19 protein-coding genes are annotated in these 20887 nt (G+C 66.6%); 11 read left to right on the top strand and 8 right to left on the bottom strand.

Annotated elements, in window-relative coordinates; genetic code table 11:
* Positions 1 to 91, top strand: a 91-nt coding sequence (locus tag ACYCAX_RS24195) for a hypothetical protein (protein ID WP_460249005.1), incomplete at its 5' end; no start/stop codon positions are given.
* A gap of 214 nt (positions 92 to 305) precedes the next feature.
* Entirely contained in the window at positions 306 to 1502 is a 1197-nt protein-coding gene (fabV, locus tag ACYCAX_RS24190) for an enoyl-ACP reductase FabV (protein WP_460249003.1), read from the top strand.
* 80 nt (positions 1503 to 1582) lie between these two features.
* Here the strand turns inward: fabV and ACYCAX_RS24185 are convergent, their stop codons facing one another.
* Positions 1583 to 2533, bottom strand: coding sequence for an alpha/beta fold hydrolase (locus tag ACYCAX_RS24185; RefSeq protein ID WP_460249002.1), 951 nt, complete (start codon positions 2531 to 2533; stop codon positions 1583 to 1585).
* 97 nt (positions 2534 to 2630) lie between these two features.
* On the opposite strand from ACYCAX_RS24185, the gene ACYCAX_RS24180 reads away from it, so the two are divergent.
* From ACYCAX_RS24180 to ACYCAX_RS24140, 9 genes are all read left to right on the top strand, one after another.
* Positions 2631 to 3458 carry a substrate-binding periplasmic protein gene (locus tag ACYCAX_RS24180; RefSeq protein WP_015477912.1) on the top strand — a complete coding sequence of 276 codons (828 nt, stop codon included), beginning with the start codon at positions 2631 to 2633 and terminating at the stop codon, positions 3456 to 3458.
* 28 nt (positions 3459 to 3486) lie between these two features.
* Complete coding sequence (locus tag ACYCAX_RS24175) at positions 3487 to 3831, top strand: DUF4398 domain-containing protein (RefSeq protein WP_460249004.1); 345 nt, start codon at positions 3487 to 3489, stop codon at positions 3829 to 3831.
* The gene (locus tag ACYCAX_RS24170) at positions 3828 to 4640 is read left to right on the top strand and encodes an OmpA family protein (RefSeq protein ID WP_294973598.1); all 813 of its coding nucleotides are present in this window, start codon (positions 3828 to 3830) and stop codon (positions 4638 to 4640) included. Before ACYCAX_RS24175 ends, ACYCAX_RS24170 begins: the two co-directional genes overlap by 4 nt.
* A 155-nt stretch (positions 4641 to 4795) precedes the next feature.
* On the top strand, positions 4796 to 5431 hold the full coding sequence (locus tag ACYCAX_RS24165) for a LuxR C-terminal-related transcriptional regulator (protein WP_015477909.1): 636 nt from the start codon (positions 4796 to 4798) through the stop codon (positions 5429 to 5431).
* 116 nt (positions 5432 to 5547) lie between these two features.
* A complete protein-coding gene (locus ACYCAX_RS24160; RefSeq protein WP_015477908.1) occupies positions 5548 to 6987 on the top strand; it encodes an aminotransferase-like domain-containing protein in 1440 nt (479 codons plus the stop codon).
* A gap of 195 nt (positions 6988 to 7182) precedes the next feature.
* Positions 7183 to 8919 (top strand): vWA domain-containing protein, encoded by a 1737-nt coding sequence (locus ACYCAX_RS24155; protein ID WP_460249001.1) that lies wholly within the window; start codon positions 7183 to 7185, stop codon positions 8917 to 8919.
* Position 8920: 1 nt separating this feature from the next.
* A complete protein-coding gene (locus ACYCAX_RS24150; protein ID WP_015477906.1) occupies positions 8921 to 9511 on the top strand; it encodes an RNA polymerase sigma factor in 591 nt (196 codons plus the stop codon).
* On the top strand, positions 9508 to 10125 hold the full coding sequence (locus ACYCAX_RS24145) for a hypothetical protein (protein ID WP_460249000.1): 618 nt from the start codon (positions 9508 to 9510) through the stop codon (positions 10123 to 10125). The genes ACYCAX_RS24150 and ACYCAX_RS24145 overlap by 4 nt, the downstream gene beginning before the upstream one ends.
* Positions 10126 to 10255: 130 nt before the next feature.
* Entirely contained in the window at positions 10256 to 10834 is a 579-nt protein-coding gene (locus tag ACYCAX_RS24140) for a hypothetical protein (RefSeq protein ID WP_460248999.1), read from the top strand.
* Positions 10835 to 11080: 246 nt separating this feature from the next.
* Here the strand turns inward: ACYCAX_RS24140 and ACYCAX_RS24135 are convergent, their stop codons facing one another.
* From ACYCAX_RS24135 to ACYCAX_RS24105, 7 genes are all read right to left on the bottom strand, one after another.
* Positions 11081 to 12907 carry a long-chain-acyl-CoA synthetase gene (locus ACYCAX_RS24135; protein WP_015477903.1) on the bottom strand — a complete coding sequence of 609 codons (1827 nt, stop codon included), beginning with the start codon at positions 12905 to 12907 and terminating at the stop codon, positions 11081 to 11083.
* Positions 12908 to 13165: 258 nt separating this feature from the next.
* Positions 13166 to 13987: an SDR family oxidoreductase gene (locus tag ACYCAX_RS24130; RefSeq protein ID WP_294973588.1), complete on the bottom strand. Its 822-nt coding sequence runs from the start codon at positions 13985 to 13987 to the stop codon at positions 13166 to 13168.
* A gap of 152 nt (positions 13988 to 14139) precedes the next feature.
* Positions 14140 to 16128 carry a geranyl-CoA carboxylase subunit apha gene (atuF, locus tag ACYCAX_RS24125; RefSeq protein ID WP_460248998.1) on the bottom strand — a complete coding sequence of 663 codons (1989 nt, stop codon included), beginning with the start codon at positions 16126 to 16128 and terminating at the stop codon, positions 14140 to 14142.
* Between the two features lie 16 nt (positions 16129 to 16144).
* Complete coding sequence (gene atuE, locus ACYCAX_RS24120) at positions 16145 to 16942, bottom strand: isohexenylglutaconyl-CoA hydratase (protein ID WP_294973585.1); 798 nt, start codon at positions 16940 to 16942, stop codon at positions 16145 to 16147.
* A gap of 136 nt (positions 16943 to 17078) precedes the next feature.
* Positions 17079 to 18239, bottom strand: a complete 1161-nt coding sequence (gene atuD, locus ACYCAX_RS24115; protein ID WP_294973583.1) for a citronellyl-CoA dehydrogenase — start codon at positions 18237 to 18239, stop codon at positions 17079 to 17081.
* A gap of 104 nt (positions 18240 to 18343) precedes the next feature.
* Complete coding sequence (gene atuC / locus ACYCAX_RS24110) at positions 18344 to 19960, bottom strand: geranyl-CoA carboxylase subunit beta (RefSeq protein WP_460248997.1); 1617 nt, start codon at positions 19958 to 19960, stop codon at positions 18344 to 18346.
* A gap of 3 nt (positions 19961 to 19963) precedes the next feature.
* Positions 19964 to 20839: an SDR family oxidoreductase gene (locus ACYCAX_RS24105; protein WP_015477897.1), complete on the bottom strand. Its 876-nt coding sequence runs from the start codon at positions 20837 to 20839 to the stop codon at positions 19964 to 19966.
* Between the last annotated feature and the right edge of the window lie 48 nt (positions 20840 to 20887).

Genomic DNA, 20887 nt, shown 5'->3' with positions numbered 1-20887 from the left:
GGACGAAGAGGCACCGATCTTCCAGGTCGCCGACTACGGCCTGGTCGCCGACCTGTTCGAAGCCGTACCGGAGCTGGAAAAGGCTGTCTGAGCCCGATCCGCTTGCTGAAGGAACCCGCTCCCGTAGCGGGTTCTTTCATTTCAGGTTCCTGATTTTCCTCGGGAAATGGTCGTTTCGCCGCGCTGATGACCCGCTGGTCACGAATCTTCGCCGATAAGTCCTCGGACGAAGGTGTCTCATCTACAATGCGCGACGTCTCCAGTTCCTGAATGTGTTCAATCGACACCTGGCTACCGAGGTTTTCATGATCATCAAACCGCGCGTGCGTGGCTTCATCTGCGTCACTACCCACCCGACCGGCTGTGAAGCCAACGTCAAGGAACAGATCGAGTACGTCGAGGCGCATGGCCCCATCGCCAACGGTCCGAAGAAGGTCCTGGTCATCGGTTCCTCCACCGGCTACGGCCTGGCCGCGCGCATCAGCGCCGCCTTCGGTGCCGGCGCCGACACCCTGGGCGTGTTCTTCGAGCGCCCCGGCAGCGAGACCAAGGCGGGCACCGCCGGCTGGTACAACTCCGCTGCCTTCGAGAAGTTCGCCAAGGCCAAGGGCCTGTATGCGCGCAGCATCAACGGCGACGCCTTCTCCGACGAGGTGAAGAAGGTCACCATCGAGACCATCAAGCAGGACCTGGGCAAGGTCGACCTGGTGGTCTACAGCCTGGCCGCTCCGCGCCGTACCCATCCGAAGACCGGCGAGGTCTTCAACTCCGTGCTCAAGCCGGTCGGCAAGGCCGTCAACTTCCGTGGCCTGGACACCGACAAGGAAGTGATCAAGGAAAGCGTGATGGAACCGGCTACGCCTGAGGAAATCGCCAACACCGTAGCGGTGATGGGCGGTGAAGACTGGCAGATGTGGATCGACGCCCTGCAGGAAGCCGGTGTGCTGGCCGACGGCGCCAAGACCACCGCCTTCACCTACCTGGGCGAAGAGATCACCCACGACCTGTACTGGAACGGTTCCATCGGCGCCGCCAAGAAGGACCTGGACCAGAAGGTCCTGGGGATTCGCGAGAAACTGGCCGCCACCGGTGGCGACGCCCGTGTTTCCGTGCTCAAGGCCGTGGTCACCCAGGCCAGCTCGGCCATCCCGATGATGCCGCTGTACCTGTCGCTGCTGTTCAAGGTGATGAAGGAGAAGGGCACCCACGAAGGCTGCATCGAGCAGGTCGACGGCCTGTTCCGCGAGAGTCTGTACGGTGCCGAGCCGCACCTGGACGCCGATGGCCGCCTGCGCGCCGACTACAAGGAACTGCAGCCGGACGTGCAGGACACCGTGAAGGACCTGTGGGACAAGGTGACCAACGAGAACCTGTACCAGCTGACCGACTTCGCCGGCTACAAGTCCGAGTTCCTGCGCCTGTTCGGCTTCGAGATCGCCGGCGTGGATTACGAGCAGGACGTCAATCCGGACGTGCAGATCCCCAATCTGATCCAGCTCTGAGGTTGAAGCCCGGCCATTGGTCGGATCTTCGGCTCAAACAGAAACGGCGCCCTGGGCGCCGTTTCTGTTTCTGGGAGCGTTCAGTTGGCCGCGGTGGCCGGTGCCTGGCTCTGTTGAAGGAAGTCCAGATACAGCCGGGCGGTTTCCTCGGGGCGCTCGATCATCGGCACATGGCCGCAATCGCGCAGGATGGCGACGCTGGGCTTCTTCAGCAGCGGCTTCATCACGTCGATGCTGGACACATCCAGCACCCGGTCGCGGTCGCCCCACAACAGCAGGGTCGGCGCGGTGATCTTCGGCAGCTCCGGCTCCAGCGGGATGTAGCGCTCGCGCAGTTGCTGGAAGACCATGTCGTTGAAGGCCTGGCGTTCCAGCGAGCGCTCGGCCAGGTAGTGTTCCAGTCGCGAGGGCAGGGGCGGCCGTTGCACGAACACGAAGTCGAGCAGGGCGGGGAAGTCTTCCACCGAGCGCGGCACCAGCGGGTTGTCCTCGCCCTTGAGCAGGCGCAGGAACAGCTCGCTCTGACGGGGCGCCATGACCCCGGCGTTGTCGAACAGGCCGGCCGACAGCACTTCGTTCGGATGGCGCGCGGCAAGCAGGGCGGCGATGTGCCCGCCCATCGAGTTGCCGACCACGTGGAAACGACCGATGCCCAGTTCACGCATGAAGTCCGCCAGGCGCTCGGCCTGGGTGCCGACGTCGTAGCTGATGTTCGCTGGCCGGCTGCTGTCGCCGAAGCCCGGCAGGTCGACGGCGATGACGTGGTAGCGATCGGTCAGGAAGCGGGCGAAGCGCGGCCAGTTGCTCTTGTCCGCGCCGAATCCGTGGATCAGCAGCACCGTCTGGGCCTTGTCCGGGCCGCCCTCGTAATAGCGGATGTCCAGGTTGTCCACCGACAGGCTGCGTTCGCTCAGGCCCGCGCGGCGGCTCTCGACGAACTGTGCGGTGGCCAGCAGCGTGGAGGGAAAGGTGTAGAGCACTCCCGCCGTGGCGGCGAGCAGCAGGACGAGGAACAGAAGGGCTTTCTTCATGAGAAGTCCTTATTACCAAATCGGGATGGTGTGCATTACGCTAGCATTTTGCAGGTCTAAGCATGACCGTTCTTTCTTCTGGCGAGCGAGACTACCAATGCCCCACTGCTCCACGATGCTGCGTGCAGCGCTTTTGCTGGTGACCCTCTCGGCGTCCCTGAGCGGTTTCGCCGCGGGCAAGTGCGAGCGCCTGGTCGCCACCGGCAATCCGGAGTACCCGCCGTATCTGTGGCGCGACCCGATGAAGCCCGAGCGCCTGATCGGCGCCAATGCCGACCTGCTGGAGCAGATCGGCAAGGCCATCGGCGTGGACATCCGGGTACTCTATACCGGCTCCTGGGCGCGGGCGCAGGAGGAAGCGCGGCTGGGGCGCGTCGATCTGCTCGCCGGCGCTTTCCTCACCCCGGCGCGGCTGGACGTCATGGACTACGTCCATCCCGCCTTCCTGGCCATCGACAGCGTGGTCTGGATGCGCAAGGACGCCGCTATCGCCTATACGGGCCGGGAAGACCTGCGCGGCCTGAAGGGCGGCACCCTGGTCAACAATAGCTTCGGTGCGGACTTCGATACCTTCGCCAGGCAGCAACTGACCCTGGAGGAGGTGCCCAGCCTGACCCAGGCCTTCCAGAAGCTGCTGCTCAAGCGCTCCGATTATGTGATCTACGAGCACTATCCCGGCCTGGCGCTGGCCGATACCCTCGGCATGGCGGATGACCTGCAGCCGCTGGAACCGCCGATCTCCAGCGAGGGTCTGTACCTGACCCTGGCACACAACTCGGCCTGCAACGACCCGTGGCTGCGCGGACAACTGGCAAAAAAAATGACAGAATTGACGGCCGCCGGAGTCCCGCAGCGCCTGCTGCAGGACAACCTGGCCCGCTGGAAGGGGCAGCAGTTGCAGCCCACCGGCACTCCCACCCAGTAGGACAACAGATTTCGTGATCAATCGACGGATGATGGCCGCCGGTCTGGCTCTTTTTGCCCTGGCCGGTTGTGCAACGAACGACCCTGCACCCACCGAGCAGATGCGTCTCACCGAGCAGGCGCTGGAACAGGCCAAGGCCGTGGGTGCGACGGATGACGTGGCCGAGTTCAAGCTCGCCGAGGACAAGTACCAGGCTGCCAAGGGCGCCCTGGCAGTGTCCTCGAACAAGAAAGCGCGGCAGCTCGCCGAGCAGGCCGAGCTCGACGCCCGCCTCGCCGAGGCCAAGGAACTGACGCGCAAGAGCGCGGATCAGTTGGCCGAGCAGGGCAAGAGTATCAATCGCCTGCGCAAACAGTTGGGGGAAGCACAATGACTTCGCTGCAACTGTTGCGTCTCGTATCGCTGGGTTCTGTCGTGGCCCTGGCCGGCTGTGCCAATAGCCAACTGAGCGAGAAGTCCCTGGAGCAGGCGCGCGTGCAGTTCCAGGCCGTGAAGGAAGACTCCGCGGTGCTGCGCAGCGCGCCCAAGGACGTGATCCGCGCCGGCGAGTCGCTGGCGCGCGCCGAGCGTCTGTCCAACTACTGGGGCAGCAGCGACGATGTGTTGCAGTACTCCTATCTCAGCCAGCGCTACAGCGAAATCGCCCGCGAGCACAGCAACTACGCGCTGAACCAGGAGCGCCTGGCCAAGCAGCAGCTCGAGCGCGAGCGCCTGCAACTGGCCATGCGCGAAGCGCGCCTGCTCAACGTGCGGGAGCAGAACAAGTGGCTGGAACAGCAGATGGTCAGCCTGGCCACCAACGAAACCGAGCGCGGGCTGGTGCTGACCCTCGGCGACGTGCTGTTCGACAGCGGCGAGGCGGACCTCAAGCCGGCCGCCAACCGCACGGTGCTCAAGGTGGTGCAGTTCCTCCAGCTCAACCCGCGCCGGGTGATCCGCATCGAAGGCTATACCGACAGCGATGGCGATCGGCAGCAGAACCTGCAACTGTCCAAGGACCGCGCGCAGGCGGTGGCCGATGCCCTGTCCGACCTGGGTGTCGACGCCAGGCGCATCCAGGTACAGGGCTACGGCGAGGCCTATCCGGTTTCGGACAATGCCTCGTCGCTGGGCCGGGCGCAGAATCGCCGGGTCGAGATTGTCTTCTCGGACGAAAAGGGCCAGTTGGGCGCCGAGCGCTGATCGCGCGTGGCGACATCGGCTGCCAGGCAAGCCCCGGAGCTTCCTGACCTGGGGCATGTCGCATGGGGATCTCGAAATTGTTCGAGGGCGGCGTTGGCGAAAATGAACCCATGCGATCAATCCCCATGTTGGGGAGCCACCAGCGAGAGACGTAAATGCTGTCAGAGAAGAAAACCTTGAACGTGATCGTGGCCGACGCCCAGCCGATGATTGGTTGGGGGCTGGAACATTATCTGGCCGACCACTGCAATGCTCAGGTGAAAGCCTATGTCAGCGACACGGAGAGTTTGCTGACCGCCCTGAACGAATGGACCGATACCGACTTGCTGATCATGGAAATGGCCTTGCCGGGCGAGCGGGGGCGCGATGGCGTACACCTGATCGAATGGCTGCGCCGCCACCATCCCGATGTGCAGATCCTGATCTACTCGCTGCTGGGCGCCCCACTCATGGCGACGTCGGTGGTGAAGTGCGGTGCGCTGGGCTATGTCTGCAAGCGCAGCCCGCTGGGCGTGCTCTCCGAAGCCATGCAGCGCGTGCGCCGTGGCGACACCTTCATCGACCCTACCTTGCGCCAGCCGCGCCACACCGGACGCCCGCTGAGCCCCACCGAGATGGACATCATCCGTCGTCTGGCCCACGGCGCTACCGTTGGCGAGATCGCCGAGCGCACCAACCGCAGCGTCTCGACCATCAGCACCCACAAGCGCAATGCCATGCAGAAGCTCGGCCTGACCAGCGATGCCCAACTGGTCGCCTTCGGTGTGCTGGACTGGCTCGGCGAGATCTGACGCAACAGCCAGTGCTGGTCAGCGGCAACTGTAACGCGCACAATCCCTGTTACTGTTCTGGAACAGTTTTGGCTTTTTAGCTACTGTTTCGGTCCAATGACCGAGGGATGGCCGTCATGACCAATCTGCTTCTGTACCAGCGTATCGCCCAGCAACTGGCGGAAGACATCCGCCGTGGCGTCTACCAGCCGGGTGAGCGCGTGCCGTCCGTGCGCAAGTTGAGCACCCAGCTCAACGTCAGCCACGCCACGGTGCTGCAGGCCTACGCCACCCTCGAGGACCAGGGACTGATCCGCGCGCGGCCGCAGTCCGGCTTCTATGTGCACCGCACGCCGGCGCTGACCGCCTCGACCCCGGACATCGCCCGGGTCGAGCGGCCCGGCCTGGTCACCCGCAGCAGCATCATCAACCAGGTGCTCGCCGAGGCGCGCCGCGAAGGCGTGTTTCCGCTGGGCGCCGCGGTGCCGCACGTGGATTACCTCCCGGTCCGCGCGCTGCACCAGCAGTTGGCCAAGGTCACCCGTTTCTCCAGCCCGCGCGCCTTCAGCTACATGTTCAGCCCCGGCTACGAGCCGCTGCGCCGCCAGGTGGCGATCCGCATGCGCGATGCCGGCGTGGTGGTCGACCCGACCCAGGTGACCATCACCCACGGCTGCGTGGACGCGATCCACATGGCGCTGCGCGTGATGACTCGTCCCGGCGACCTGATCGCCACCGAGTCGCCCAGCTACTACGGTCTGTTGCAGTTGGCCGACATCCTCGGCCTCAAGGTCATCGAGATACCCAGCGACCCGCTCACCGGCATCAGCCTGGAAGCCTTGCAACTGGCCGCCAACCAGTGGCCGATCAAGGCGCTGGTGCTGACCCCGCGCCTGAGCAACCCCCTGGGCGGCACGATTCCCGAGGAGCGCCAGAAGCAACTGCTCAAGCTCACCGCCGAGCACAACATCGGGGTGATCGAGGACGATATCTACGGCGAACTGATGTTCGACCAGGGCCAGACCAAGGCACTCAAGGCCCACGACCGCGACGGCCGTGTGGTGTACTGCTCGAGCTTCTCCAAGACCATTTCCCCCGGCGTGCGTATCGGCTGGATCATCACCGAGCGCTATCAGGAGGAAATCCGCCGTCTGCAGACCTTCACCACCCATTCGGCGTGCACGGTCACCCAGATGGGCGTGGCGGCCTACCTGGAGAACGGCGGCTACGACCGACACCTGCGCTACATCCGTCAGGAATACCGGAAGAACATGACCGCCTACCAGCTGGCGGTACAGCAGTACTTCCCCGAAGGCACGCAGATGACCCGGCCCAAGGGCGGCTTCATCCTCTGGGTCAGCCTGCCGGCCAAGGTCAACACCAAGGAGCTGCACGTGCGTGCGCTGGAGCAGGGCATCAGCATCGCGCCTGGGCTGATCTTCAGTAACACCGAGCAGTTCAACAACTGCCTGCGCCTGACCTGCGGCATCCCTTGGGACCGCGAAGCGGAGCGGGCGATCATGACCCTCGGCATGCTGGCCTGCCAGCTGTGCCAGGAGGGGCTGATCGCGGCCTGATCGGCAATTCGCACCCATGCTGCAGCGTACCTGTAGGAGCGAGCTTGCTCGCGAACAGAGCCGCCCGGCCATATCGATGTTGGGTTGTTCGCGAGCAAGCTCGCTCCTACGAAAAGCTCCAGCTCCAAACCCCGTTAACCCGTTTCTCCGCGCTGCCTCGTCTGAGGAGTTGAATCCCTCCACGAGGCCGCTGCCATGTCGCTTCCCGTTCACTTCCTTCGCCCTGCCGCCCAGGGTTTTGCCATCGGTCTGCTGATCGCCGTCGCCGGCTGCGGTGTTTCCCGCGAGGGCGAGCCGAAGCAGAAAGCCGCTGCAAACACCGATGCCATCCGGGTCGAACCGATGGCCAGGACGGCCAGCCCTCCGCCCGCGCCCCGTCTGGAGGAGAGCGCAAAGGTGCAGCGTGCCGCCGGCTACGTCGCCCAGGCTCCGGTCGCGAGCATCATGCCCGCGCCCATGACGGACATGCAGCAGCCCGCCTATGTGGACGTGCCCCGCGAGCAGTACCAGAACCTGCCGGACAACCCGGTGCACGCCGTGGCCCGGGACCCGGTCTCCACTTTCAGCATCGACGTGGATACCGGCAGCTACGCCAACGTCCGCCGCATCCTCAACGAAGGCCGGCTGCCGCCCAAGGGCGCGGTGCGGCTGGAGGAGATGGTCAACTACTTCCCCTACGACTACGCACTGCCGAGCGAAGGCGCAGCGCCGTTCGGCATCACCACGGAGCTGGCGCCCACGCCGTGGAACCCGAACACCCGCCTGCTGCGCGTCGGCATCAAGGCCTCGGAGCGCCGCGTCGCCGCGCTGCCGCCGGCCAACCTGGTGTTCCTGGTGGACGTCTCCGGCTCCATGGATCGCCGCGAGGGCCTGCCGCTGGTGAAGAGCACCCTGCGGCTGCTGGTGGATCAGTTGCGCGACCAGGACAGGGTGTCCCTGGTGGTCTACGCCGGCGAGTCGCGGGTGGTGCTGGAGCCGACGTCCGGACGTGACAAGGCGACTATCCGCAACGCCATCGAGCAGCTTCAGGCCGGCGGCTCCACGGCCGGCGCCTCGGGCATCGAACTGGCCTACCGGATGGCGCAGAAGGGCTACCTGGACAAGGGCATCAACCGCATCCTGCTGGCCACCGACGGCGACTTCAACGTCGGTGTCAGCGACTTCGAAACGCTCAAGCAGATGGCCGCCGAGAAGCGCCGCGGTGGCGTTTCTCTGACCACCCTCGGCTACGGCGTGGACAACTACAACGAGCAGCTCATGGAGCAACTGGCCGATGCCGGCGACGGCAACTACGCCTACATCGACAACCTGCGCGAGGCGCGCAAGGTGCTGGTGGAACAACTCAGCTCGACCCTCGCGGTAGTGGCCAAGGACGTGAAGATCCAGCTGGAATTCAACCCCGCCCAGGTCAGCGAATACCGTCTGCTCGGCTACGAGAATCGCGCGCTCAAGCGTGAAGATTTCAGCAACGACAAGGTGGACGCCGGCGAGATCGGCGCCGGGCACACGGTCACCGCGCTCTACGAGATAGTCCCGGCGGGCGGCAAGGGCTGGCTGGAACCGCTGCGCTACCAGAACGACACGTCGAAGGGCGCTGCCAAGGGTGACGAGCTGGCCCTGCTGCGGGTGCGCTACAAGGGCCCGCAGGGTGGCGCCAACCAGTTGATCGAGCGGCCGATCCGCGCCGCAGGGCAACGCGCGAACATTGCCCAGGCCAGCGACGACCTGCGCTTCGCCGCCGCGGTGGCAGCCTTCGCCCAGCAGCTGGAGGGTGGCCGCTACACCGGCGCCTTCGACATCGGCGATACTGTGCAACTGGCTCGCGCTGCGCGGGGCGAGGATCGTTTCGGCCTGCGCGCCGAGTTCGTCCAGCTCGCCGAGCTGGCGCAGAGCCTGCAGACCCCGGTACCCGAACAGGCACGGATCGAGTGATGTGAACATACCCCTCAGGGACGACAGTGACGCCGCGCTGCTGCGGCGCTACCGACACGGTGACGCCGAGGCCTTCGCTGAGCTCTACGCTCGCCATCGCCTCGGCCTGTACCGCTTCCTCTGCGGTTTGTGCGGCGATAGCGCACAGGCCGAGGAAGTCTTCCAGGAAACCTGGCTGAGCCTGGTCCGCAGCGACAGCCAACCGGGCGCGGCCAGCTTCAAGACCTGGCTGTACCAGATCGGCCGTAACCGGCTGATCGACCACTGGCGCAAGCAGGGCCGGCACCAGGGGCGCCAGGAGAGCTTCGACGAGCAACTGCACGGCGATGCGCTGCCCGGCGAGGGCGAAGACCCAGAGCGCGAACTGCTGCTGAGCCGCGACCGGCAGCGTCTGCAGGGTGCCCTGGAAGCGCTGCCGGAGGAGCAGCGCGAAGTCTTCCTGTTGCGTGCCCACGGCGACCTGGAACTGAACGAGATTGCCGAGCTGACGCGCGCCCCTGCCGAGACGGTGAAGAGCCGGCTGCGCTACGCGTTGCAGAAACTGCGCCGGTTGCTGTCCGACCCGGCGGCGACCGAGGAGGTGAGCCCATGAACCGCGATCCGCACGAGCAGGAACTGCTCGAGCACTACCGCCGGCACAGCGACGAGCAGCCGTCGGCGCAGCTGGACGCGCGCATCCTGGCCGCCGCTCGCGCTGGCGTGCGGGAGCGCAGGCCCAGCTTCGCCGAGCGCCTGCGTCACTGGCTGCTGGGAACCGGCAGCCGCCAGCGCTGGGGCGTCGCCGTGGCGGGTCTGGCGACCCTGGGGATCGGCCTGAGCCTGACCTTGCGTACCTTCGAGGAGGCGCCCGAACGATTCGATACCCCCGTCGCTCCGGCCCTGCTGAGTGCGGCGCCGCCGGCGCCCGCCGCGCCGGCGGAAGCCAAGCGCAAGGCCGAGTCCGTCGCTCGCGGTATCGCCAACTCGCAGTACGCGGCACCGCCTGCGGCGAAGGCCTCCGGCACGTTGGCGGAAGAGGCTGCGCCTGCCGCCCTGATGGCCGATGCCGTGGCGCCGGAAGAGCCCCGGGCCAGCCTGCTGCGCCTGCGCGTGCTGCAGGAACAGGGGCGGGAGAGTGATGCTCGCGAGCTGCGCCAGTCCCTGCAGCGACAGTTCCCGAAGCTGGACATCGACGCCGCGTTGCGGGCTCTGCCGGCCAAGCCTTGACCGATGACAGGCCGCCGCAGGGCGGCCTCTGACAGACTCTCTGGTAACGGTAAAGGCTTGTGATAACTGGCCTCTTGCCATAGCGCTCGACTCGCGCCAGCATGGCGCGTTTTTTCCTGCCGGCCCGATCATGACGCCCAGCCGAATCCTTCTTGCCGCCTGCCTGACGCTTCTGCTCGCCGCCTGTGGCGATGAGCACCAGGACAAGGCGCCGAGCCCGTCGCACGGGCAGTCCGCAGGGACGCCAGCCACCGCGCCCGCAGCGAAACCGACTGCCGAACGGCCGCGCGAATCGGAAGCCGCGCCAGCGGCGGCCGAGGCGGTGGCATCTAGCAAGGCGCCGGCCGTCGAAGCGGCGAACCGGCACGAAGCGAAAGCGTTTGCCAAGCACGAAACCAAGGCAGACTCCAAGGCGAGAACTGCGAAGAAGCCGGCGGTCGACCCCGCCGTCAGGCGGCCGCTACCGCCGGTACAGTTGGACCTGCACCTGCCCAGGGATCTGGTGCATCAGTTGCAACCCGACAAACCGGTGCCGGAACTAGAAGAGAAGCCTATCCTGCCGCCGATGTTCGCTGAGAAGACCGGCCAGAGCCCGTTCGAAGTGGGTGCCCGGCTGATCCAGCGTGAACGCAACGAGCGCGAGACCGACGACGACAGCTGGCACTCGGATATCCGTGGCGCGGAGTTGCAGTTCCAGTTCCGTAACTGATCTTTTTGTAGGAGCGAGCTTGCTCGCGAACCGCACTCCGCCAGTACTCAGTGCGGGCGGCGAAGCTGATCGCGGATAAATCCGCTCCTACGAAAAGCTATTCCGCACGCCAGGAGCGTAGGACGTATAACGTCGACGTTATACGCCGTTTGACCTTGGTCTCCGGGTGCTCCGGACTCAGCCTTGGCATCCGTGACAGGTTATGGCGCAACGGCGTACAACCGCGAACGGATGTACGCCCTACGCTCAGAAGCGGTGTTCGCCGCGCCGGATCGCCTCGAACAGGCCGCCGTCCAGCGCCCGGTAGCCGCTCTCGCCAGGCAGCCGGACGAACAGGGCTTCGCTCACCTGCTCCGGGTCGTAGGCGCTGCGCTTGAGGTCGGTCTTCTTGTACTTGAAGGTCCCGGTAGTCTCCACCTGGGCGAGCAGGCGCAGGAACAGCGGCACGGCGTAGGCCGGCAGCTCGCGGTCCAGGTGTTCGGCCAGTTGTGCGCCATCCAGGCTGGCGCCGTCGCGCAGGCGCAGCGCGGCCATCCCGCAGCGGCCGTTGGTGCCGGGAATCTCCACGCCGTAGACCACTGCGTCTTCCACGACCGGGAAGGCGCCCAGGGCGTTTTCCACCTCGGTGGTCGAGACGTTCTCGCCCTTCCAGCGGAAGGTGTCGCCCAGGCGGTCGACGAACTGGGTGTGCTTGAAGCCGATGTCGCGCATCAGGTCGCCGGTGTTGAACCAGGCGTCGCCCTTCTTGAACACGTCACGGAAGATCGCCGCCTCGCTCTTGGACGGATCGGTGTAGCCGTCGAACGGCCACTTGTCGCTGATCTCGCTGATCAACAGGCCGGCCTCGCCCTTGTCGACCTTCTCCATGAAGCCCTTGGCGCCGCGCACCGGTTGGTCGTTCTCCAGGTCGTAGCGGACGATGGCGTAGGTGGCGGGGGAGAAGCCCACGGTATTGTCGAAGTTGAACACGTTGGTGAAGCCGATGTTGCCCTCGCTGGAGGCGTAGAACTCGGTGATCCGCTCAATGCCGAAGCGCGCCTTGAACTCGTTCCAGATCGACGGGCGCAGGCCATTGCCGATCATGCAGGTCAGGCTGTTGCCGCGTTCCTCGGCGCATTCGGGCTGGTTGAGCAGGTAGCGGCAGAGCTCGCCGATGTAGCCGAAGCAGGTCGCCTGGTAGGTCTGCACGTCCTTCCAGAAGGCGCTGGCGGAGAACCGGCGGCGCAGGGCGATGGCCGCACCGCCGGCCAGCGCCGCGCTCCAGCACACGGTGACGGCGTTGTTGTGGTAGCAGGGCAGGGTCAGGTAGAGCACGTCATTGCTGCTCAGCCCCAGGCCCGAATGGCCGAAGCCGCCGTAGGCCTTGATCCACTTGCCGTGGCTCATGATCGAGGCTTTCGGCAGGCCGGTGGTGCCGGAGGTGTAGATGTAGAAGCAGGCGTCCTTCAGGCGTACCTGGGCGGTTTCCGCCAGGTTGGTCGAGTTCTGCTCCTGGGCCATGCGCATCAGGTTGTGCCAGCCCAGCGGAGGCTGGCTGGGTTCGCTCAGGGTGTCGCCATCGGCCACCCAGTAGCAGCGTCCGCCGCTGTTTTCGAGCACCGGGCGGACGTCTTCGAAGGCTTCGCGCAATTCCTCGCCGACCACGAAGTGGCTGGGCTTGACCAGGTTGAGGCTGTGGCTGAGCACCTGGCCGCGCTGGGTGGTGTTGACCAGCGCGCCGATGGCGCCGAGCTTGGCCAGGGCGGCCAGCACCACCATCAGTTCGGCGCGGTTCTCCAGCATCACCGCCACCACGCTGCCGTGGCCCACGCCTTCGGCCAGGAAGGCTCGCGCCAGGCGGTTGGCCCAGCCGTTGAAGAGCGCGTAGGACAGGCGTCGGCGTTCGTCGATCAGCGCCGGGCTGTCCGGGTACAGGCGCGCGGCGCGCTCCAGGGCCCAGCCCAGGGAAAGGTTCTTCTCGCGATTGCGGATGCCGGTGTAGTACAGCCCGCGCAGCATGCGCGGCACGCGGCCGAGGGTGGCCGGCAGGTGGGCGAGGAAACGGGTCGGAGTGATCAGGTCGGCGTGGGTCATGGCTCTCGCGCTTTGTCATTGTTCTGCGGGAACTGGCGTCCCACCACTCTAGGAGGTCTTCGCGCACCGGGGCTATGACCCTGACGCGCGGCGTATCGGGCAGTTCGGCAAATGGCGCCGTGGACGGAGGCGAACGCCGACGCCCGGTCCGCAGGATGAGGGCGCGGAGCGATACCCAGGCCTCGATCGATGGGTATCGCAGGCTCCACCCATCCTGCGGGCGGCGAGGTTGTACTTTGAGCGCCGAGCGGCGGGGCGTCAGTCGAGGAACAGGTCCGGCACCAGCGAGCCGCCGTTCGGGTCGTAGCGGTACTGCTCGAAGTCGGTCTGGCCCTGCTCGCGCAGGATCTCCTCGTCGATCAGCAGGCGCCCGCTGATGCTGCGGCCTTGGCTTGCGAGGATGGCGTAGGCCGCGTCGGCCATGATGGCTGGCGTACGTGCCCGCTTGAAGGCGTCGCGGCTGCCCAGTTCGAACTCGATGGCGGCAGTGGCGATCATGGTCTTCGGCCACAGGGCGTTGACGCTGATGCCGTACTTCTTGAACTCCTCGTGCATGCCCAGGGTGAGCATGCTCATGCCGTACTTGGTGACGGTATAGGGGCCGTGCTGGGCGAACCACTTGCCGGCCAGGTTGATCGGCGGCGACAGGCTGAGGATGTGGCCCTGGCTCTGCTTCAGGTAGGGCAGCGCCGCCTGGCTGCAGACCATCACGGCGCGGGTGTTGATCTGGTACATCAGGTCGAAGCGCTTGGGCTCCAGGCGCTCCACGCCCACCAGCTTGATGGCGCCGGCGTTGTTCACCAGCGCATCGATGCCGCCGAAATGTTCGGCGGCGCGGCTCATGGCCTCGCGCACGGCATTTTCGTCGCGCACGTCCAGTTGCAGGGCCAGGGCCTTGCCGCCGGCGGCCTCGACTTCCGCGGCGACGCTGAAGATGGTGCCTTCAAGCTTCGGGTGGGGCTCGGCGCTCTTGGCGGCGATGACGATGTTGGCGCCGTCGCGCGCCGCGCGCAGGGCGATCTCGCGGCCGATGCCACGGCTGGCGCCGGTGATGAAGAGGGTTTTGCCGGAAAGGGACATGGTTGGGGCTCCGTGTTCTTGTGGTCTTGTTCTGACGGAATCGCTGGTTGGGGGCTCTTGTAGGAGCGAGCTTGCTCGCGAACCCGAGCCCCGCAGCGGGGGCTGTTCGCGAGCGAGCTCGCTCCTACGGAAAGCGAAAAATCGAACGCGTTTCAGGCTTCCGCGGCCTCCACTTCCACCAGCAACTGCCGGGATTTCACCTGCTCGCCCTTGCTCACCTGCACGCGGCGGATCACGCCGTCGACGCCGGCCTTGAGCGGGTGCTCCATCTTCATCGCTTCCAGCACCAGCAGCAATTGGCCCTTGCTGACCCGCGTGCCCTCGGCCACCAGCACGTCGACGATGGCGCCATCCATCGGCGCCTTCACCGTGCCGGAGCCCGCGCCCGCAGTGGCGCCGGCCGGCTCGTGGGTGACGTCCAGCAGCTCCAGGTTGCCGTCTGCGCCGTACAGCCACAGGCGCGCGCCGTCCCGGTGGAAGGGCAGGCGACGGCGGATACCGTCGATTTCGATGAGCGCGTCGCCGCCGTCCTCGCCGAGCAGGCGCAAAGCGACCTCGTGCTCGCCGATGCGTGTCAGCAGCGCCGGCTGGGTGCCGTGCTGGCGGACTTCCAGTTCGACGACGAATTTCTCCTCACCGTGCTTGAGGACGAACTGCCACGGCGCGCTGCCCGCGCTGCGCCAGCCGGAGAGACCGGGCTGGTGCGCGCGGCCGCTCGCCGAAGCCTGGTAGAGCAGGGCGGCGGCGCAGGCCAGTTCCAGCGCCTGCGGCTGGCGCGGGGTCAGGCTCGGGTCGCCGGCGAACTGCTCGCCGATGAACGCGGTAGTGGCTTTGCCGGCGGCGAATTCCGGGTGCTTGAGCAGGTTGGCGAGGAAGCGCTGGTTGCCGGTCACGCCCAGCAGCACGCAGTCCTCCACGGCGCGCACCAGCTTGCGCCGGGCCTCGTCGCGGGTGGCGCCGTAGGCGATGACCTTGGCCAGCATCGGGTCGTAGAACGGCGTCACCGGCTGGCCTTCGCGCAGGCCGTGGTCGATACGGATGCCGTCCAGTTGCGGTGGCGTCCAGCGCAGCACCTGACCGGTCTGCGGGAGGAAGCCGCCACCTGCGTCCTCGGCGTACAGGCGAACCTCGATGGCATGGCCCTTGAGCTGGATCTGTTCCTGCGTCAGCGGCAGCGGATGGCCTTCGGCGACGCGGATCTGCCAGGCCACCAGGTCCTGGCCGGTGACCAGTTCGGTGACCGGGTGCTCCACCTGCAGGCGGGTGTTCATCTCCAGGAAGTAGAAGTCGCCGCCGGCGTCCAGCAGGAACTCCACGGTGCCGGCGCCGAGGTAATTCACCGACGCGGCAGCCTTCACGGCGGCGTTGCCCATCGCCGCACGCAGCTCCTCGGTGAGCACGGGGCAGGGCGCTTCCTCTATGACCTTCTGGTGGCGGCGTTGCACCGAGCAGTCGCGCTCGCCGAGGTAGACGATGTTGCCGTGGCTGTCACCGAACACCTGGATTTCCACATGGCGCGGCTGCACCACGGCTTTCTCCAGGATCAGCTCGCCGCTGCCGAAGGCGTTCTGCGCTTCCGAGCGCGCGGTGCGCAACTGTTCGGCGAGGTCTTCGCTGCGGGTGACCAGGCGCATGCCGCGCCCGCCGCCGCCGGCGCTGGCCTTGATCATCAGTGGGTAGCCGATGCGCTGCGCTTCGCGGGTGAGCGTGGCGTCGTCCTGCTCCGCGCCTTCGTAGCCGGGGATGCACGGCACGCCGGCTTCGAGCATGGCGATCTTCGACAGGCGCTTGCTGCCCATCAGGTGGATGGCTTCGACGCCGGGGCCGATGAAGACAATGCCGGCGGCCTGGCAGGCGCGGGCGAAGTCGGCGTTTTCCGAGAGGAAGCCGTAGCCGGGGTGGACCGCGCCGGCGCCGGTGCGTTTCGCCGCGTCGAGAATCGCTTCCGGCTTCAGGTAGGACTGGCCCACGGGCGCCGGGCCGATGCACACGGACTCGTCGGCCAGTTGCACGTGGCGGGCGTTGGCGTCGGCCTCGCTATACACGGCCACGGTGCGGTAGCCCAGGTCGTGGGCGGTGCGGATCACCCGGCAGGCGATCTCGCCGCGGTTGGCGATGAGGATCTTGTCGAAGCTGGGCATGACGGTTTCCTCGGGGCTACTGCGCCCAGTTCGGTTTGCGTTTCTGCACGAAGGCGAGGGTGCCTTCGGCGCCTTCCGCGCCGGTCACCGCAGCGGCGAACTGGTGCGCGGCGGCGTCCAGCAACGGGCCGAGGGCTTCGCTTTCGGTGGCCAGCAGCAGCGTCTTGGTGGCGGCGTTGGCGCCGGGGGCGCAGCGGCGGACCTGTTCCAGGCTTTCCGCCAGTTGCCGGTCGAGGCTGTCGGCAGTGTCGGCGCACAGGTGCACCAGGCCCAGGCGCAGCGCCTCGCGGCCATCGAAGCGGGCGGCGGTGAGGGCCAGGCGGCGGGCCTGGGTCAGGCCGATGCGTTTCACCACGAAGGGCGCGATCTGCGCCGGCAGGATGCCGAGGCTGGTTTCCGGCAGGCCAAACTGCGCATCCACCGCCGCGATGGCGATGTCGGAGACGCAGGCCAGGCCGAAGCCGCCGCCGAGCACCGCGCCTTCCAGCACGGCGACCAGCACCTGGGGCTGTGCCTGGGTTTCCTCCAGCAGGCCGCCGAACGCGCGGTTCAGCGCGGCGTGGGCATCGGGGCCGGCGGCGCGGGCGCTGGCCATGTCCTTGATGTCACCGCCGGCGCAGAAGTGCCCGCCGGCGCCGCGCAGGACAATGGCGCGCACGGCACGGTCGTCGTGCACGGCGGCGAGCACCGCACGCAGTTCGCCGACCATCGCCAGGCTCATGGCGTTGCGGCTGTCCGGACGGTTCAGGGTGACGTGCAGCACGCCGCCGTCACGTTCCAGCAGCAGGGTTTCGCAGTTCGGCAATTGGCTCATGCCGGGTTCCTCGTCAATTCTGTGTCAGCGGGCTTTTCGTAGGAGCGAGCTTGCTCGCGAACCGCATGACACCCAGGTGCCAAGCGAAACTCCGTTCGCGAGCAAGCTCGCTCCTACAACGGCCAAGCAAAGGCTCTTAGCCCTTCTTCTTGCCCGGCAGGGTGCCCATCAGCTTGCAGATGATGCCCAGCATGATTTCGTCCGCGCCGCCGCCGATGGAAACCAGGCGGGTGTCGCGGTAGGCCCGTGCGATCGGGTTTTCCCACATGAAGCCCTGGCCGCCCCAGTACTGCAGGCAGGCGTCGGTGACCTCGCGGGCCAGGCGGCCGACCTTGAGCTTGGCCATTGAGGCCAGGCGGGTGACGTCCTTGCCGCGGATGTACTGCTCGGTGGCCTGGTAGGTGAGGGCGCGCAGGCACTCGATCTCGGTCATCAGCTCGGCCATGCGGAAGTGGATGACCTGGTTGTCGATCAGCGCCTGGCCGAAGGTCTTGCGCTCCTTGCAGTAGTCGATGGTGGCGTTGACGCAATACTCCATGCCCTTGATTCCGCTGGCCGCGCCGAACAGGCGTTCCTCCTGGAACTGCAGCATCTGCATCATGAAGCCCGCGCCCTCGGCGCCGATGCGGTTGCGCTGCGGGACGCGCACGTCGTCGAAGAACACCTGGGCGGTCTCCGAGCTGCGCATGCCGAGCTTGTCCAGGTGCGGGCTGACGCTGATGCCCTTGGACTTCATCGGCACCATGATCAGCGACTTGTTGACGTGGGGCTTGTCGTCGGAGGTGTTGGCCAGCAGGCAGATGAAGTCGGCTGACGGCGAGTTGGTGATCCACATCTTGCTGCCGTTGATGACGTAGTCGTCGCCATCCTTGCGCGCGGTGGTCTTCAGGCCCGCCACGTCGGAGCCGGCGCCGACTTCGGAGACGCCGATGCAGCCGACCATCTCGCCGGCGATCGCCGGGCGGAGGAACTCCTCGCGCAGCTCGTCGGAACCGAAGCGCGCCAGGGCCGGGGTGCACATGTCGGTCTGCACGCCCAGGGCCATCGGCACGCCGCCGCAATGGATGGTGCCGAACTCCTCGGCGGCGACCACCGAGTAGCTGTAGTCCAGGCCCATGCCGCCGAATTTCTCCGGCTTGGAGATACCCAGCAGGCCCAGGTCGCCGGCCTTCTTGAAGACTTCATGGATCGGGAAGCGACCGGCCTTTTCCCATTCGTCGACGTAAGGGTTGATTTCCTTCTCGACGAAGTTGCGTACGGTGCGGCGGAGTTCTTCGTGTTCCTGGGTGAAGATCATTTCTTGTTCTCCGTGGGATCTTTCAAGTCAGGTAGGGCGAATAAAGCGGAACGCTTTATCCGCCGGCCTGGCGGATGACGCCCGAGGCGTCATGCGCCCTACGTTCAGAATCGTGAAACGCCGAAACTGTTGTTCTTCAGCGGCCGCACGGCCGCCTCCGCGCAGATGTCCAGCAGGTAGCCGAGCAGCGCGCGGGTGTCGCGCGGGTCGATCAGCCCGTCGTCCCACAGGCTCGCCGTGCCGTAGAGCGCGGTGGACTGGGCGTCGAGCTTCTGCGCGGTCATCTGTTCGAGCATGTCGAGCATCTTCGGGTCGGGCTCCTTGCCCTCCTTGGCGTGCTTCTCCTCGGTGACGATGCGCAGCACCTTCCCGGCCTGGGCGCCGCCCATTACGGCGGTGCGGCTGTTGGGCCAGGCGAAGATGAAGCGCGGATCCAGCCCGCGGCCGCACATGGCGTAGTTGCCGGCCCCGTAGGAGCCGCCGACGACCAGGGTGAGCTTGGGCACCGTGGCGTTGGCCACTGCCTGGATCATCTTCGAGCCGTGCTTGATCACGCCCAGGCGCTCGGATTCGGTGCCGACCATGAAGCCGGTGGTGTTGTGCAGGAACAGGATCGGCGTGTTGCTCTGCTCGCACAGCTGGATGAACTGCGCCGCCTTGGCCGCGCCCTGCGGGGTGATCGGGCCGTTGTTGCCGATCAGGCCGCAGGCGTGGCCTTCGATGTGCAGGTGACCGCAGACGGTCTGGCTGTCGAACTCGTTCTTGAAGTCGAGGAAGCGCGAGCCGTCGGCGATGCGCGCAATGATTTCGCGCACGTCATAGGGCTTCTTCGGGTCCGCCGGGACTACGCCGAGCAACTCCTCGGCCGGGTGCAGCGGGGCATCCCATGCCTGCTTCGGACGCGCCGGCAGCTGCGCATTCCACGGCAGCGCGGCGAGGATTTCGCGGGCCAGGCGCACGCCGTCGGCGTCGTTCTCCGCCAGGTACTCGGCAGTGCCGGCGACCTGGGCGTGCAGTTCGGCGCCACCAAGGTCTTCATCGGTGGCGATTTCGCCAGTGGCGGCCTTGAGCAGCGGCGGGCCGGCGAGGAACATCTTGGCCTTGCCGCGCACCACCACCACGTAGTCCGACAGCCCCGGCTGGTAGGCGCCGCCGGCGGTGGACGAGCCGTGCACCACGGTGACCTGCGGAATGCCCATCGCCGACATGCGTGCCTGGTTGGCGAAGCCGCGCGCACCTTCGACGAAGATGTCCGCCGCGTAGTTCAGGTTGGCGCCGCCGCTCTCGGTCAGCGCCACCACCGGCAGCTTGTTCTCGAAGGCGATCTGCTGCAGGCGCAGGGTCTTCTTCAGCCCGGTGGGGGAGATGGTGCCGCCCTTGATCGCGCTGTTGCTGGCGGTCACCAGGCAGCGCACCCCGGCGATGTAGCCGATGCCGGAGATGATGCCGCCGCCGGCCTGGGTGCCGTCCTTGTCGTCGTGCAACTTGTAGCCGGCCAGCGAGGAAAGTTCGAGGAACGGCGCGCCGGCGTCCAGCAGCAGGTTCAGGCGTTCGCGCGGCAGCAACTGGCCGCGCTTGTCGAACTTCGGCTTGGCCTCGGCGGCCTTGTCCAGCACCTTCTGTTCGACCTCGCGGAAGCCTGCCACGGCGGCCAGCATGGCCTCGCGGTTGCGGGCGAAGTCTTCGCCCTGGACATCGATTTCCGACTGGATCACCGGCATGGCTTACTCCTGGTCCTTGAGGACGTCCGGCAGGAAGGCACGGTGGAAGCCATTGTAGGAACGGCTCTGCCCCGGCTTGCCCTTCACCAGCGGGAAGGCGCGGCTGCCCTGGCTGGCGGCGCCGTCGATGCGGATGGTGTTGCCGCTGATGAAGGCGGCCCCGGGGGAGAGCAGGAAGACGATGGCGGCGGAGACTTCCGACTCGGTGCCGATGCGCTTGAGCGGCACGTGCTCGCGCAGGGTCGGGATCACTGCCTTGAACGCGCCTTCGTAGGTGTCCATGCCGCTGGAAGCGATCCAGCCCGGCGCCACGGCGTTGACCCGCACGCCGGCGTGGCCCCACTCGATGGCGGCGGTCTTGGTGAAGTTCTCCATGCCGGCGCGGGCGGCGCCGGAGTGGCCCATGCCGGGCATGCCGCCCCACATGTCGGCGAGCATGTTGACGATGCTGCCGCCGGTCTTGCTCAGGCTCTGGTTGAACACTTCGCGGGCCATCAGGAAGCCGCCCACCAGGTTGGTGCGCACCACGGCTTCGAAACCCTTGAGGTTGATCGAAGCCAGCGGCGCGGGGTACTGGCCGCCGGCGTTGTTGACCAGGTGATGGATCGGCCCGCGCTCGGCGATGACCTGCGCCACCAGAGCCTTCACCGCTTCCTCGTCGCGGATGTCGCAGCTGTGCCAGCTGGCGCTGCCGCCGTCTTCGATGATTTCGCCGGCGGTCTTCTCCAGCTTCTCCGCCTTGCGCCCGACCAGCACCACGTGGGCGCCGAGGGCCGCCAGTTCATGGGCGGTGCAGCGGCCGATGCCGCTGCCGCCGCCGGTGACGATGATGGTCTGGCCGTCGAACAGGCCGGGTTTGAAGGTCGAGTCGTAGCTCATTGTCGTTTTCGTCCTGCTCAATCGTTCTTTGTACGGGCTCTTCGTAGG

The sequence above is a fragment of the Pseudomonas sp. MT3 genome, from assembly GCF_054720805.1.
The sequence above is the reverse complement of the archived record's forward strand: the minus strand, read 5'-3'. Positions and strand labels throughout refer to the sequence as shown.